Source organism: Paenarthrobacter sp. GQ52 (genome assembly GCF_059759005.1).
On the sequence record NZ_JCAXEJ010000002.1, the window covers coordinates 148,706 to 163,758 of the forward strand.

Genomic DNA, 15,053 nt, shown 5'->3' on the forward strand with positions numbered 1-15,053 from the left:
GTCTGTCGGTCCCGGTTTGGTTGCTAGGAGCCCGACTTGGCCGTTTGCGCGGTCAGTACGTAACGGGAAAGCGGATCCTGAACGTAGGACATGACGTTGCTGCGGACCGCGTCGGTGGCCTGTTCATTGACGAGCCAGAGGTTGACCGCCTGGTCATCCAGGAGCTGACCGGCTTTGGAGTACAGCTTGTAACGTTCTTCGGTGTTGGACGTGCGGGCCGCTTCGGTGATGATCGCGTCAAACTCTTCGTTGCAGAAGTGGCTGAGGTTGTAGGTGCCCTTGCATGTGTAGTCGGCCGTCAGGAAGCCGATGGGATCAGCGATGTCGATGAGTCGGTTGCGCTGGCTCAGGATCATGTCATAGTTCCCCGCCAGAACGTCCGGCTCCGCGGACGCGTATTCCTTGGCCTGGATGGCCACGGGTACGCCGATGTTCTTGAGGTTGTCCTGGATCACGGTTGCGACGTCGGCGAACTCGGCACGTTCTACAATCGCGATGATTTCCAATGGCTTATCGGCCGTGTATCCGGCGTCGGCGAGAAGCCTCTTCGCTTCTTCAGCGTTCTGCTTCGGCGAGCTCGCATTGCTCGATGCCCACGGCTCTGATGGCGCATAGGGTCCGGCTGCCGGAAGCGCTGCGCCCTCGTAGACGCTGGCAGCCAATGCCTCAAGGTCGAGTGCCGAGCGGAGTGCCTTGCGGAAATCGACGTTGTTGAAGGGCGCCCGGCCGTTGTTCATGTACAGCGTGGCCGTGCGTGGTGAGTCCGCCTTCAGTACGGAGACTTCGGGCGCATTCTCAAGCGAGGACAAGGCAGAGGCCGGGATTGAGAGGGAAATGTCCGCCTCACCGGTTTGAACCTGAGCCGCGCGTGTTGCGCCGTTGGTGATGAACCGCACTTCAGCTCCTGCGAGCTGGACATCTCCACCCCAGTAATTTTCGTTGCGGTCCAGTGTCAGGGATTGTTTCGCCTTCTCTGAAACCGGAGTGAACGGGCCCGTGCAGTGACCGAAGGGATTGACGGTGGCGCCTGCGTAAGCGGCAGGAGCAAGAACGCCGGTGTTGACGCTTGCAAGGCGGAACGGTACCAAGGGGTTTTCCACGGGCGTGGTTACGCGAACAGTCTTGGCATCCCGTGCCTGGACAGCGCTGACGACGCTTGGGCTGAACGCCCTGGCAGGCACCTTGGCCTTGAGGACATGGTTGAGGGAAGCGGCCACGGCCTCTGCGGTGAGATCGGTGCCGTCCTGGAATTTCACGCCTTCACGTATGGAGAAGTCCCATTCCAACGGCGAAGCCTGCTTCCACTCCGTAGCCAGGAAAGGAACCACTTTTCCCTGGGCGGAATCATACTTGGTGAGGGTTTCCAAGCAGCCGGACAACGACAAGATGTACGCGGCGTCGGACTCCGGAGCCCAGTTGGCCACGGGAGCGCGGAAGTTGTCTACCACGATGCGCTGGTTGGTGTCAGCTACCTTCCCGGCGGATACGGGCTGGCCCCCGCTGAGGCCGCAACCGGAAAGTGTGAGAAGGGCTGCCAGCCCGAGAGCTGCCGTGGATCGGCTGGAAGTGCGCAAAGGGAACCGCCTGCTATTTATGCCCGAACGGGTGGGCATGGGGAAAGTGAAGACTATTAGGTTAGCCTTACCTCTTGCTTCCTGAAAATTGACGCTTCGAAGTGCCGTAACAATGTGCTCAGGTTCACGGCCATCCAATCCGGGTGACAGGGATCAGGAGACAGGAACGAACCCGAGCCTCTTGTCCACGACGTTCTGCAATGGTTCACCCCGGCTGAACCGCCAGAGGTTCTCCACGAACAGCTTCCCAAGATCGTCCAGGTAATCTTCGGTGTCGCCGCTCATGTGAGGGGTAAGGATGACGTTGTCCATGCTCCACAGCGGGTGTTCCGCCGGAAGTGGTTCCGGATGGACCACGTCCAGCGCCGCGCCGGCGATGGAACCTGAGCGAAGCGCGTCCACGAGTGAGTCGGTGCGGACCAGTTCCCCGCGCCCCACATTAATAAGGTGAGCCGTGGGCTTCATGGCCGCAAGGACAGCGGCGTCCACCAAGCCTCTGGTGTCGTCGGTCAGCGGCGCGGCCAGCACAATGTAGTCGAAGTCGCCGACCACCAAGGCCAGGTCCTTGGAAGAATGGATCTCTTCAAAGTACGCATCGCCTGGTCGGCCGCTGCGCCCGGCGCCGCTGACACGCAGGCCAACAGCGCGGAACAAGGACGCGATTTCCCGACCAATGGAGCCCGTTCCCACCACCAAGGTGCGCTGGCCTTGGATTTTCCGGGTGACCCTATGCTGCCAGCGCCTGCCCTGCTGAAGCCTCAGCGAACCCTGCGCATCCTTCGCAATGTCCAGGACAAACGCCAGGGCGAACTCGGCAATGGCGCGACTCAGGACGCCACGTGAATTCGTGTATTCCACGTTGCTGTTGATCAGGTCATCGAACAAGAGTTGACTTACGCCCGCAGCTGAGACGTGCACCCACTTCAGCGACGAAGCTGACGCCCAGTTCTCGCGCAGCGCAGGTGAGAAGGAATGCCATTGGTAAAGAACGTCCGCACCATCCATTGCCTCGGGGAGACCGTCAGCCTTGGTCAGGCGGACTTCGGCCAGCTCCGCGATTTCGTCCAATCTGGGCGGCAGGGACTCCCGGTACAGGACGGCGACGATTGGCCGATTGCCTTCGGCATTCGTCATGATGACGACGCCGCTGCTGCCGCTGGCTTGGGAGCACCGGGTTCCGCCTGTCCCAGAGCTTCCAAGACGTCAATGGCAGCCAGCACAGCCGCTGTGAACTCAGAGGTCGACGACGGTCCTCCAACGTCGCGGGTACCCAACCCCTCTCGCAACACGGACTCGAAAGCCAACTGCAGATGCTCGGCAGCCGCCGGGTGGCCCAAGTGTTGGAGCATCATTGCCCCTGACCAGATCTGACCTACCGGGTTCGCCAATCCCTTGCCTGCAATGTCCGGGGCAGATCCGTGGACGGGTTCGAAGAGGGACGGAAAGTCGCCTTCAGGATTCAGGTTGGCACTGGGAGCTACCCCGATGGACCCGGTGACCGAGCTGCCCAAGTCCGAAAGGATGTCCCCCAACAGGTTGGAGGCAACGATGACGTCGAAGGTCCAGGGCTTCAGGACCAGGTGTGCAGCCAGTGCATCAACCAGTTCGCTGGTGAGTGTCACGTCGGGATACAGACGGGTGGTTTCTTCCACGACTTCGTCCCAGAAGGGCATGGTGTGGATGATGCCGTTGCTTTTCGTCGCGGAGGTCAGGTGACCTTTCCTGGATGAGGCGAGCGATGCCGCGTAATGCGCCGCACGCGATACTCCCAGGCGGGTGAAGATGGTTTCCTGGACGGCGGTCTCGTGCGGCAGCCCGCGGTAGGCCCGACCCCCGACCTCAGAATATTCCCCTTCGTTGTTTTCACGAACGATGAGGATATCGATCGGTTCCTTGTTCGCAAGAGGCGACTTGACGCCGTCGAGCGTTTTCACGGGTCGGAGGTTGATGTACTGCTGGAATTCGCGGCGAATGGGAATCAGGAGGCCCCACAGAGATTCAGCGTCCGGAACCTCCGGGGAGCCTACGGCGCCCAGGAAAATGGCATCGTGCTGCGCCAGCTGTTCCAGCCCGTCCAGCGGCATCATTCGCCCGTGCTCCCCGTAGTAGTCCGAGCCCCAATCGAAGTGGGTGAACTCAAGGCTAATGGCATGGAGCTGCGCGATCCGTTCGAGGCATTCGATGGCTGCGGGAACAACTTCCTTTCCTATTCCGTCGCCCGCGATAACTGCGATTTTGTGGGTCGTCATGATGCATTCCGTTCTGAGGTGGCAGTGAGTTGCTGCCATCGGGTGGCGGGCTCGGCCAATTTGATGATGGTGCTTTTGGGTTCGGTCATCTCACGTACCGCATGTTTGACACCTTCACGCCCCACACCGGATTTCTTGAAACCACCGAAGGGCATCGAATCGATCCGGACGTCACTGGTCTCATTAATGACAACGGCCCCCACGTGCAGCTTGTCGGCAATGGCCAGGGCCAGCTCGATCGATTCCGTGAACACGCCGGCTTGAAGCCCGTAGTCGGAGTCGTTGGCGGCGTGGATGGCGTCGGCGACCTGAATGAACGGCATGATGCTGACCACCGGGCCAAACACTTCTTCGCTGATGACCAAGGCCTCGGCAGGCACGTCAGTGAGCACGGTTGGCTGGTAGAACGCACCACTACGCCGGCCGCCCACCTGGACGCTCGCACCAAGTGTTGTGGCCTCCTCCACCCATTCCTCCACACGGCGGGCTTCGGCTTCGCTGATCAGTGGTCCGACGTCCGTGGTGCGATCGAATTTGGCCCCGACACGCAGCGCCCGTGTCCCGGCCACCACCTCTTCCAGGACGTGTTCGAACAGGGAGACGTGAACGTAGGCCCGCTGCACGGAAAGGCAGTTCTGGCCGGCCACGCCAAAGGCACCGGCCACGATCGCAGCAGCAGCAGCTTTGGCGTCGGCGTCCGCACAGACGATCGTCGCATTGTTGCCGCCGAGTTCGGACAGAACCTTCTTTGCTCCCGCAGCGGCAGCGATGCGATCGGCAGTTTTCGGTCCACCAGTGAAGGAGATGAGGTTCACTTGTGGGTCCGTCACGATCGCTTCCGAGACGCCCGGGCCGGAGACAATGGCGGCAAGGCGACCGGCGGGGACGCCCGCTTCAAGCAACAGTTGGATGAAGGCAAGGCCCGTAAGCGGCGTGCGGCCCGAGGGTTTAAGGACGACGCCGTTGCCTCCGATCAGTGCCGGGCCCAGCTTATGTGCCACGAGATTGAGCGGATCATTGAAGGGGGTGATGGCCGCGATAATTCCCACTGGTTTGCGGTTGTACCAGCCAATTTTGTTGGCTCCGGCCATGCTGTCTTCAAAGGCGAGAGTCTCTCCGACGAGTTCGCTTGACGCGGCAGCGGAGAGCCTCAACGTCTCTATGCACCGACGCACTTCGCGCTCAGCCTCGTTGATGGTCTTGCTACTTTCCGCGGCAATGATCTCCGCGAATCGTACGGCTTTGTCCGCGAGCAACACTGCAGCTCGTTCCAAAGCCTCCCTGCGGTCCCGCAGGGCCCAATCGTCTTCCTGGAGGTGGCGATGGATGAAGGCAACCGCGCGCCTGACATCCTGCGGGGTGGAGGAACACACACTTCCCAAGAGAACGCCGTCTTCGGGATCCCTGACTTCGAGGATCCTGTCAGCTGTCTCCCAACGGCCTTCCAGGAACGCACCTCCTGGCAGGACCGCGATACTTGCCCGCCTGTAGGCCGTCTCCTGCCGTGTTTCCGGGCGCGCTTCAGCGACTTTGGTTGATGAACTCATGTGATCCTTTACCCTGCCTATTTGATGCGGTCGATGATCTTCGCGGCTCCGCCAATAAACGGCAGGAACCATGGCGGGCCGAAGTGGCCGGGCACAGGCGGGTTCTTCAGATCTTCCCAAACGTTGGCCTGCTTGTCCCCCGCCATGTAGTGGGCCATCCTCTTGCCCATGTGCGCAGCCATCTGAACACCATGTCCGCTGTAGCAAAGGGAGTAGAACAGGCCATCATGCTGGCCGGCATGGACCATCTGGTCCATGGAGAGGTCCACCAGGCCACCCCAGATGTAGTCCACCTTGACGTTGGACAGATAGGGAAAGAGTTCGGTCATGGCCTTGTGCAGGATCTCCGCACTCTTTACATCCGAATCCGGGCTGGACAGCGCAAAGCGTGCGCGGCCGCCGAACAACAACCTGTTGTCCGGCGTGATGCGGAAGTAGTACGTCAGCATCTTGCTGTCAGAGGCTTGGCGCCTGTTGGGCAGAATGCGGTTCACGACCTCTTCGGACAGAGGCTCGGTGCAGATGATGAAGCTGCCCACAGGAATCACGCGACGCTGCAGCCACGGGGTGACGTTGCCGGTGTAGCCGCTGGTGGCGACCAGGACCTGCTTGGCCCGGGTAATTCCACGGGTGGTGTGAACATCGTGCACTGTGCCCGAGACCTTGTTCAGCTCGGTGACCGATGCGTTTTCGCAGATGGCTGCGCCGTTGTCAGCTGCCACCTTCGCCATCCCGTGCACGAACTTCCCCACATGGAGACCCGCGCCCAGCGGATCCATCATGGCACCCTGGTAGAAGTCGGTGCCGATTTCGCTGTGGATTTCGGACTTGGGAATAACCTTTACCTGGTGGTCAACCAAGTTGGCGAGCAGCTCCTGAGACTTCAGGAAGCCGTCGTAGTGGGACTTGTGGAACGCGAGGGAGAGCTTGCCGAAGCGCTTGAAGTCGCAGTCGATGCCGTTGTCGTGCACCAGCTTCTCGATGGTTTCAATAGCGTCGTTGTATTCGCGGAACATCTCAACGGCACGGGGAGCCCCGTAGCGCTTGACTGCCGTACTGAACCCAATGGCCAAACCAGTGGTAGCCATGCCCCCGTTGCGGCCCGACGCGCCCCAACCAACAGTGTGGCGTTCGAAGACAGCAACAGTGGCGCCTTGCTTGGCAAATTCAAGTGCTGCGGACAGCCCGGTAAAGCCCGCGCCGATAATCGCGACATCTACGTTCTCCGGGACTGGAGTGCGGCGGTAGTCGCCAGATGGCTCTGCAGTGTCGAGCCAGTAAGGAACAAGTTTCACGGTTGGCCTTTCGCCTCGTGGTCGTTTTAGAGACCGAGGTACTTGTTGATCTCGTCCAGGGATTTTGCTGTGCTGAGGTCGTAGCCGTCGCCGATGGGGTCATAGCCGCGGTCCAGCATCCAGAGGTTCCGGAAACCCAGGTCGTGCATGGGATGCATGTCGTAGCGAGTGTGGGAGGAGATATGCAGGAAGTCCTCGGGCTTGGCATTCAGCGTGTCTAGCATGTACTCGAAAGCCTGGTACCGGGGCTTGTACGCCTGGGCCTGCTCGGCGGTGAGGACTGAGTGGAAGTTTGCGCCGAGCTTGGGAATGCTGATGTCCAGGAAGCTGGTGTCCGCGTTGGATAGAGCCACGAGTTGGTAGTTGTCGCCCATGAGCTTCAGCGGGGCCGGCACGTCGTCGTGGGCAACCCAGCCACGGACAGCATCAGCAAATGCTGCGCCTGCGCCTTCAGTAGGCCCAATTCCCCAGCGCTTGCACACACGATCAAAGGAATCCTGGAGGATCTGCTCATACGGCTTGTAATCCCCCAGTACTTCGTCAAAGCGGTATCCACGGAACTGCTTCTTGAAGGCGGGCCACTGCTCTTCAGAGATTCGGCCATCGAGCAAACGCCGCGTAGTGGGATCGATGTCGAAGTTGATGAGTGTGCCGTAGATATCAAAGGAGATGTACTTCGGCCGGGAATTGGTCTCTGCCATGTCAAGTCCGTTTCTTTTCGGGATATGGGGGCGGGCGGGCCGCGTGTAAGGGTGTCGAGTGAAGCGGATGCACCCGTAAAAACCTGCCGGGCAGTCCGGGAGCTTCTCGACCGCTGACTCGACTTTAGGCCGCCAAATTGTAAATTGTCAACAGTTTCTGGCGCCTGGTTAGAACGATTCTCAACGAGCGGATCTGTTGAAAAAAGTTTCTGTCAATTGTTGACAATCTACTGTTGAGGGGGTTGCATTGCAGTAGATGACGGAGAGATCCGGATCACATTACAACCAAGACCTTCTCCCCTCCCCCACCGCCCGACTCCCCCGAAGGGAAGCACCATGAAGATTCGAACCAAGGCGCAAACCGCAGCTGCCGGACTTGCCGTACTGCTGGCACTGAGCGCTTGTGGAGGCACCGCGAACAGCGATTCCGCAGACAACAGCAAGACTGCAAACACCACCGACATTTCCGAGGGCGTCCAGCCTGATTCAGCTGCTGTTGCCCTGTTGCCGCAGTCCATCAAGGACAAGGGCGAGCTCACGGTTGCCATGGACCTGCACTACCCGCCCACCACCTTCCTGGCTGAGGATAATACGACTCCGATCGGCCTCAACCCGGACATCGCCAGGCTCATTGCGAAGAAGCTTGACCTGAAGCTGAAGTTCGTGGACACGAAGTTCGACACGATTGTTCCCGGCCTCGACGGCGGCCGTTTCGATTTCACTGCCACCACCATGTCCAAGACTGAGGAACGCCTCAAGGTCCTGGACATGATCGATTACTTCAAAGCCGGCAACTCCGTGGCCGTGGCCGCAGGCAACCCACTCAAGCTCACCGTTGAGACCCTGTGCGGTAAGAACATCGCAGTGACGCAAGGTTCAACCGGTCAGCTCAAGCGCCTCCCGGCTCTCAGCGAGCAGACCTGCACTTCAAAGGGACAGCCGGCCATCAACGGCGTGACATTGCCCAACGTCCAGGACGCGCTGACCCAGTTGCACTCCAAGCGCATCGACGGAATCCTGTACGACACAACTGCACTCGGGTGGGCTGAGAAGCAGCAGCCGGGCTCCTTCGAACTTGTGGGTCGGGTCGATGTCGGGTCCAGCGATCTGACGGCAATCGGCTTGAAGAAGGGCTCACCCCTGACTCCGGCCTTCCAGACGGCTCTCCAGTCCGTCCTTCAGACCCCGGAGTACAAGGAGTCCCTCGACAACTGGGGCCTGGACTCCGGAGCCATCACCGACGCCAAGCTGAACTAGTGGGCGCCCCGATGAAGCAAGTGATGATGGAAAGAAGCAATGTGATGAGCGGGTTGGATTCGGCATTGAAGCCGCGCCTTAAGCGGCGCAGCACGTTCGAGTACGTCTCCTGGGTGGTTTGCATCCTGGTCGGTATCGGTGTCCTGAGTTCGGTCGCGACGAACCCGAACTTCAAATGGGACGTCGTCGCGAAGTACTTCACGCACGAATCGATCCTCCGCGGGCTGATGCTCACCATTTTCCTCACCGTGGCCAGCATGGCCCTGGGCACCCTCCTCGGGTTGGGCCTGGCCATCATGCGGGCCTCCACCATCAAACCCATCGCCGCCCTCGCAGGGGTCTACATCACCATCTTCCGCGGAACCCCGGTCCTGGTCCAACTGATCTTCTGGTTCAACCTCTCCGCCCTCTACCCGAACCTAAGCATCGGCATCCCCTTCACCGACATCGGCACCGCGATCGACACCAACGCCCTCATGGGCCCCATCACTGCAGCCCTGATCGGCCTGACCCTGAACGAAGCGGCCTATATGGCCGAGATCATCCGCGGCGGATTCTCCTCAGTGGGCAAAGGCCAAATCGAAGCCGCCGACTCCCTGGGCATGAGCGGAGCCATGAAAATGCGCAAAGTCATCATCCCCCAAGCCATGCCCTCGATCATCCCGGCCACCGGCAACCAGGTCATCGGTATGTTCAAAGGCACCTCCCTGGTCTCCGTCCTCGGCGTGGCCGAACTGCTCCAAAGCGCCCAACTCATCTATGCCCGGACCTACGAAACCATCCCGCTGCTCATCGTCGCCAGCCTCTGGTACCTCGTGATGACCATGCTGCTGAGCTACCCCCAATCAAAACTCGAGCAAAAATACTCCCACACCTCCGCCCGGGTCCCCCGCAAAGCCCGCAGAGTGACACTCACCGCACCGGAAGGCATCGCACGATGAACGCTGACGGCACCATCCACGCCCAAAAAATCCGCAAATCCTTCGGACCCAAAACAGTCCTCAAAGACGTCGACCTCGACATCGCCAGCGGCGAAATCTGCTGCATCATCGGCCCCTCCGGCTCCGGCAAATCCACCCTCCTACGCTGCATCAACGGCCTCGAAACCGTCGACTCCGGCATCCTCAAAGTCAACGGCGAAGACTTCGGCTACTACGAAACCGACACCGCCTACCACGCACTACCCCCCAAAAAACTCGCCCAACAACGCACCCGCGTCGGCATGGTGTTCCAATCCTTCAATCTCTTCCCCAACATGACCGCCCGCGACAACGTCATGGCAGGACCCGTCCTGGTCAAACACGCCGACAAAAAACAATCAGCCAAACAAGCCCAGGAACTCCTCACCAGCGTCGGCCTCGGCGCCTTCGCGGACCGCTACCCAGCCGAACTCTCCGGCGGGCAGCAGCAACGCGTGGCCATCGCCCGTTCCCTGGCCATGAACCCCGAAATCATCCTCTTCGACGAACCCACCTCCGCCCTGGACCCCGAAAAAGTCGGCGAAGTCCTCAACGTCATGCAAGACCTCGCCCAAAAAGGCATGACCATGGTCGTCGTCACCCACGAAATGGGCTTCGCCCGCGAAGTAGCCGACTCCCTGATCTTCATGGACGAAGGCAACGTCGTAGAACGCGGCGACGCCCGCGAAATCCTCACCAACCCCAAAGAACCCCGCACCCAAGCCTTCCTCAAGCAGGTCCTCTAACCATGGACGGAAAGCTCGCCGTCATCGGTTTGGGCAGTATCGGCAGCATGGCCCTCTGGCAAGCCTCGCGACTCACCGACTCCGTAGTGGGATTCGAAGCGCACTCCCCTGCACACGCACGCAGCGCCGCAGGCGGAGACACCCGGCTCTTCCGCATGATTTACCGCGGCAACCCTGCCTACTACCCCATCCTGGAACGCTCCCGCGAACTTTGGGCAGAACTCGAAGCGGAGACCGGGCAAGACATCTTCACCCGCTGCGGCGGACTGTCCATCGGCACCACCGACGGACCATACCTCCGCAGCCTGCTCGAAACGACACGAATCACCGGCGCCGCCCACCAGATCCTCAGCCGTGAGGAAATGGCCGCCCGCTACCCCCAACACAACCTCCGCTCCGACGATATCGCCGTCTACGACCCCAACGCCGGCGCCCTGCGAACCGATCGCGCCATCACCGCGGCCGTCACCGCGGCGGAATCCAACGGTGCATCGGTCAAGACCAACACTCCGATTGACAGCATCACTGAAACTGACGACGGCGTCGTTATCACGTCCGGTCAAAACTCCTGGACCTTCGAACGGGTCATCGTTGCCTCGGGCGCCTGGTCCAAACAACTCATGCCCGAATACCTCAAAGCCCACACCGAAACCAAGCGGATCTTCCTCTCATGGTTCGTTGCCCGCGAAGCAGAACAATTCTCACCGGAAAAATTTCCGATCTTCATCAGGATTTCGGGAAATCGCTCCATGTATGGGGCGCCGGCAGTGGACGGCGTAACCGTCAAAGCCACTCTCGATGGTCGCGGGGCACCAACTCCCGCTGCCGACTCCGTGCCCCGTGATCTCAGCACAGCGGAGATCACGGAAACCATAGAGACAGTTTCGGAGTTCTTCCCGGGCTTGATTCCCAGCATCGTGCGCTCGGATGCGTTCCCGGACCTCTTCACCTCCGATTCGCAGCCCTTGATGGGTTTCCTCGGCAAATCCGCCAGGGTCTACTCGGCAACCGGATTCTCCGGAGCCGGCTTCAAAATGGCCTCCGGCTACGGAGAAATTGCAGCCAACGAAGCGCTCGGCAAGCGCTGGTTCGACGGTCTGGACTTCCTGCGGCCCCAGCGGTTTCAAGAACCCTGACGAGTTCCGCGTGAGCAACGGGAATAACACGCGATTCGCCAATTGTTGACAATCTACAGTTCCTAAGAAAGTATGAAGCCATGGCAACACTTAGCCCCATCCTGAAGCAGGCAACCCCCGTGGTTGTCGACCACTCGGCCGGTAGCTGGATCCACGCGACCGACGGCAAGAAATACCTGGATTTCACCACCGGGATTGGTGTCACCAGCACCGGTCACTGCCACCCCGATGTTGTGGCCGCCGCCCGCGAACAGGTGGGCAAGATTGTCCACGCCCAATACACCACCGTGATGCACAAGCCGCTGTTGGAGCTCACCGAGCTGCTGGGTACTGTGTTGCCGCAAGGTTTGGATAGCGTTTTCTACGCAACATCCGGCTCTGAGGCCGTAGAAGCCTCAATCCGCTTGGCCCGTATGGCCACCGGCAGGCCCAACATCATCTCCTTCCAAGGTGGGTTCCACGGCAGGACAGTCGCCGCGGCCTCCCTCACCACAGCTGGAACAAAGTTCCGTTCAGGGTTTTCACCCATCATGGGTGGCGTGCACGTAGCCCCGTTCCCGCACTGGTACCGGTATGGCTGGGACGAAGCCACCGCCGTCGACTTCGCGCTGAAGGAACTGGACCACCTGCTCCTGACCATCAGTGCGCCCAGTGACACAGCAGGCTTCATCATCGAACCCGTACTCGGTGACGGCGGCTACATCCCCACCCCCGTGGCCTTCCTCCAAGGCCTGCGTGAACGAGCAGACAAACACGGCATCGTGCTGATCCTCGACGAAGTCCAGGCCGGCGTTGGCCGCACCGGTAAGTTCTGGGGCCACGACTGGGCCGGAATCCTGCCTGACGTAGTGATCACCGCCAAGGGCCTCGCCAGTGGCTTCCCCATCTCGGCAATCGCCGCCTCCGCAGAGCTGATGGGCAAAGCCTGGCCAGGCTCCCAAGGCGGAACCTACGGAGGGAACGCCGTCGCGGCAGCAGCCGGAGTGGCCACCCTTGGTGTCATCAAGCGCGAAAACCTCGTGGAAAACGCTCTACTCCGCGGCGACGAACTCAGGGCAGGACTGGAGACACTGCAAACCGAGTTCGCCGGAATCGGCAACGTTCGCGGCCGGGGCCTGATGCAGGGCGTCGAATTCACTGCAGCAGACAACACCCCGGACGCGGCAACTGCACTGGCCGTTCAGCAGGCTGCCATCAAGGAAGAGCTCCTCCTCCTGACCTGTGGGCCGCACGGCAACGTCATCCGCCTCATCCCCGCACTGAACGTCAGCAGCGACGAGATCCAGCTTGGCCTGTCCAGGTTCTCGCAGGCACTCAAGTCGGCCACCTCCTAGTCCCCCGATCACTGAAAGAGCCACCATGACCCCCTCATTTGATCCCAGCTCACTGCAGACAGACCTGTTCATCAATGGACGCTGGCAGCAGGCCGCAAACGGCGCCACCTTTGCAGTGGAAAACCCCGCAACGAACGAAGTCATCGCCCACGTTGCCGATGGCAGCCCCGAAGATGCCGCCCTGGCCATTGAGGCCGCCGGACGCGCCCAAGCAGCGTGGGGAAAATCCACGCCTCGGGAACGCGCGGACATTCTCCGCCGCGCTTACGAACTCGTCATTGCCAATACGGACCGATTGGCAGCCATCATGACTGCCGAGATGGGCAAGCCCCTCACGGAGGCAAAGGGCGAAGTGGCCTATGGCGCCGATATGCTCCGCTGGTTCTCCGAAGAGGCAGTACGGATCGGCGGAGACAACGCCAGCTCCGTTGATGGCAACACCCGCATCCTCATCACCAAGGAACCTGTTGGTCCTTCCGTACTGGTGACGCCATGGAACTTCCCGCTCGCCATGGGCGCGCGGAAGATCGCGCCGGCAGTTGCTGCCGGTTGCACCATGGTGTTCAAACCGGCGGAGCTGACGCCCCTCACATCGCTGGCGCTCGTTGCAATCTTCAAGGAAGCAGGACTCCCCGACGGCGTACTGAACGTTGTGACGACGTCGAGCGCTTCAAGCGTGGTCAGGACCTGGACGGACAGCGGGATTGCGCGCAAGATCAGCTTCACGGGTTCCACGGAAGTGGGAAAGGTCCTCCTGCGCCAGGCTGCTGACAACGTCATGCGGTCCTCCATGGAACTCGGCGGAAACGCCCCCTTCATTGTGCTGGCCGATGCGGACATCGAGAAGGCCGTGGATGGAGCCATGAAGGCCAAAATGCGGAACATGGGCGAGGCCTGCACGGCCGCCAACCGCTTCTTCGTCCACCGCTCCGTAGTGGAAGAGTTTGGCGAGAAGTTCTCCAAAAAGATGTCAGAATTGCAGGTAGGCAATGGCGCTTTGGCAGGGACCGACGTCGGGCCCCTGATTGAACAGAAGGGCCTGGAAAAGGTCGAAAGCCTGGTCGCGGACGCCGTGTCCAAGGGCGCACGTGTCCTGACCGGCGGCAGCCGTCCGGAAGGGCCTGGCTACTTCTACTCCCCCACCGTCCTGGTGGACGTACCCACGGACGCAGCGTTGATGTCCACGGAAATCTTCGGCCCTGTAGCTGCCATTACACCGTTTGACAGCGAAGACGAAGTCCTGCGCCTGGCCAACGATACTGAATGGGGCCTGGTGGGGTACGTCTTCACGGAGAGCATGGACAAGGCCATGCGGTTCTCCGCCGATCTGGAAGTGGGAATGGTCGGGCTGAACACCGGCTTGGTATCCAATCCCGCCGCGCCGTTCGGTGGGGTCAAACAGTCCGGGTTGGGACGCGAAGGCGGCAAAATTGGGATTGAAGAGTTTTTGGAATACAAGTACACCGCAGTAGCGGTCTAATAAATTCAAATTGCCGAAGCATGGAATGAGGGGATGTCAATGGCGGCACCGGAGGGAATGTTCGTTTTGGAGGGCCGGCCCACGGCGCAGCTGATAGCTGACCAATTGCGGGAGCTTATTGTCCAGGGAGCTTTCAGGCCTGGACAACAAGTCAACGAATCGGCACTGGCCAGTCAGCTCAGCACGTCCAGGGGCCCGCTCCGCGAAGCACTGCAACGGCTGTGTCAGGAAGGCATCCTGGTGAGCAAGCGCAACCGCGGCGTCTTCGTGCTGGAACTCTCCACGGATGACGTCAGGGAGATCTATGCGGTCCGTGAAGCTGTGGAACTGGCCGCCGCCAACACGCTTCTGGATTCCGAACCGGATCAGGTCGCTGACACCTGCCGGGAGCTCAAGGGCATCATCCGAAGTATGGCCAAACAGGTCGCGGCTTCGGATTGGCAGGCTATCGCCCGGCTGGATATGCAATTCCACACTGCCTTTGTTTCAGGAACAGGGAACACGCGCCTGATCCGGATTTACGAGACCCTGGCTGCGGAATCCAGGATGTGTATCCTCAGCTTGGAAGTGGCTTACCCACGTATCGATGCGCTGGTGCAGGAACACCAAATGATCCTGGACCTACTCGAAGCGCGCGATCGGAGTGGCCTGCAAAACGCCATCAAACGTCACATGCAGAAAGCCGTGGAGGACCTTACGTCCAAGCCTGAAGTGACGGGAATAACCGCTTAGGCATCGTCGAAAATCCGAACGGAGTGAAGGGCCCGGTTCAGTG

General features: G+C 60.5%; 13 protein-coding genes. 7 read left to right on the top strand and 6 right to left on the bottom strand.

Features of this window, described 5'->3' with window-relative positions; all coding sequences use genetic code 11:
• Positions 1-23: 23 nt before the first annotated feature.
• The 6 genes from AC6CH8_RS04240 to AC6CH8_RS04265 all read right to left on the bottom strand — a co-directional run bounded on the left by AC6CH8_RS04240 (position 24) and on the right by AC6CH8_RS04265 (position 7,366).
• A complete protein-coding gene (locus AC6CH8_RS04240; RefSeq protein WP_420180982.1) occupies positions 24-1,613 on the bottom strand; it encodes an ABC transporter substrate-binding protein in 1,590 nt (529 codons plus the stop codon).
• 114 nt (positions 1,614-1,727) lie between these two features.
• Positions 1,728-2,708 carry a D-2-hydroxyacid dehydrogenase gene (locus AC6CH8_RS04245; RefSeq protein ID WP_498188846.1) on the bottom strand — a complete coding sequence of 327 codons (981 nt, stop codon included), beginning with the start codon at positions 2,706-2,708 and terminating at the stop codon, positions 1,728-1,730.
• Positions 2,705-3,823, bottom strand: coding sequence for a tartrate dehydrogenase (locus AC6CH8_RS04250; RefSeq protein ID WP_091467154.1), 1,119 nt, complete (start codon positions 3,821-3,823; stop codon positions 2,705-2,707). The genes AC6CH8_RS04245 and AC6CH8_RS04250 overlap by 4 nt, the downstream gene beginning before the upstream one ends.
• On the bottom strand, positions 3,820-5,370 hold the full coding sequence (locus tag AC6CH8_RS04255) for an aldehyde dehydrogenase family protein (RefSeq protein WP_498188848.1): 1,551 nt from the start codon (positions 5,368-5,370) through the stop codon (positions 3,820-3,822). Before AC6CH8_RS04255 ends, AC6CH8_RS04250 begins: the two co-directional genes overlap by 4 nt.
• 17 nt (positions 5,371-5,387) lie before the next feature.
• A complete protein-coding gene (locus tag AC6CH8_RS04260) occupies positions 5,388-6,665 on the bottom strand; it encodes an NAD(P)/FAD-dependent oxidoreductase (protein WP_498188850.1) in 1,278 nt (425 codons plus the stop codon).
• Positions 6,666-6,691: 26 nt separating this feature from the next.
• The gene (locus AC6CH8_RS04265) at positions 6,692-7,366 is read right to left on the bottom strand and encodes a haloacid dehalogenase type II (protein WP_498188852.1); all 675 of its coding nucleotides are present in this window, start codon (positions 7,364-7,366) and stop codon (positions 6,692-6,694) included.
• 336 nt (positions 7,367-7,702) lie between these two features.
• On the opposite strand from AC6CH8_RS04265, the gene AC6CH8_RS04270 reads away from it, so the two are divergent.
• From AC6CH8_RS04270 to AC6CH8_RS04300, 7 genes are all read left to right on the top strand, one after another.
• Complete coding sequence (locus AC6CH8_RS04270; protein WP_420180976.1) at positions 7,703-8,623, top strand: ABC transporter substrate-binding protein; 921 nt, start codon at positions 7,703-7,705, stop codon at positions 8,621-8,623.
• Between the two features lie 44 nt (positions 8,624-8,667).
• The gene (locus AC6CH8_RS04275; protein ID WP_498188855.1) at positions 8,668-9,564 is read left to right on the top strand and encodes an amino acid ABC transporter permease; all 897 of its coding nucleotides are present in this window, start codon (positions 8,668-8,670) and stop codon (positions 9,562-9,564) included.
• Positions 9,561-10,328: an amino acid ABC transporter ATP-binding protein gene (locus AC6CH8_RS04280; protein ID WP_498188857.1), complete on the top strand. Its 768-nt coding sequence runs from the start codon at positions 9,561-9,563 to the stop codon at positions 10,326-10,328. The genes AC6CH8_RS04275 and AC6CH8_RS04280 overlap by 4 nt, the downstream gene beginning before the upstream one ends.
• A 2-nt stretch (positions 10,329-10,330) precedes the next feature.
• Positions 10,331-11,464 carry an N-methyl-L-tryptophan oxidase gene (solA, locus tag AC6CH8_RS04285; RefSeq protein WP_498188860.1) on the top strand — a complete coding sequence of 378 codons (1,134 nt, stop codon included), beginning with the start codon at positions 10,331-10,333 and terminating at the stop codon, positions 11,462-11,464.
• 80 nt (positions 11,465-11,544) lie between these two features.
• A complete protein-coding gene (locus AC6CH8_RS04290; RefSeq protein ID WP_498188861.1) occupies positions 11,545-12,798 on the top strand; it encodes an aspartate aminotransferase family protein in 1,254 nt (417 codons plus the stop codon).
• Between the two features lie 25 nt (positions 12,799-12,823).
• Positions 12,824-14,278: an NAD-dependent succinate-semialdehyde dehydrogenase gene (locus tag AC6CH8_RS04295; protein WP_091467142.1), complete on the top strand. Its 1,455-nt coding sequence runs from the start codon at positions 12,824-12,826 to the stop codon at positions 14,276-14,278.
• Positions 14,279-14,311: 33 nt separating this feature from the next.
• Positions 14,312-15,010 (top strand): GntR family transcriptional regulator, encoded by a 699-nt coding sequence (locus tag AC6CH8_RS04300; RefSeq protein WP_091467140.1) that lies wholly within the window; start codon positions 14,312-14,314, stop codon positions 15,008-15,010.
• Positions 15,011-15,053 lie beyond the last annotated feature (43 nt).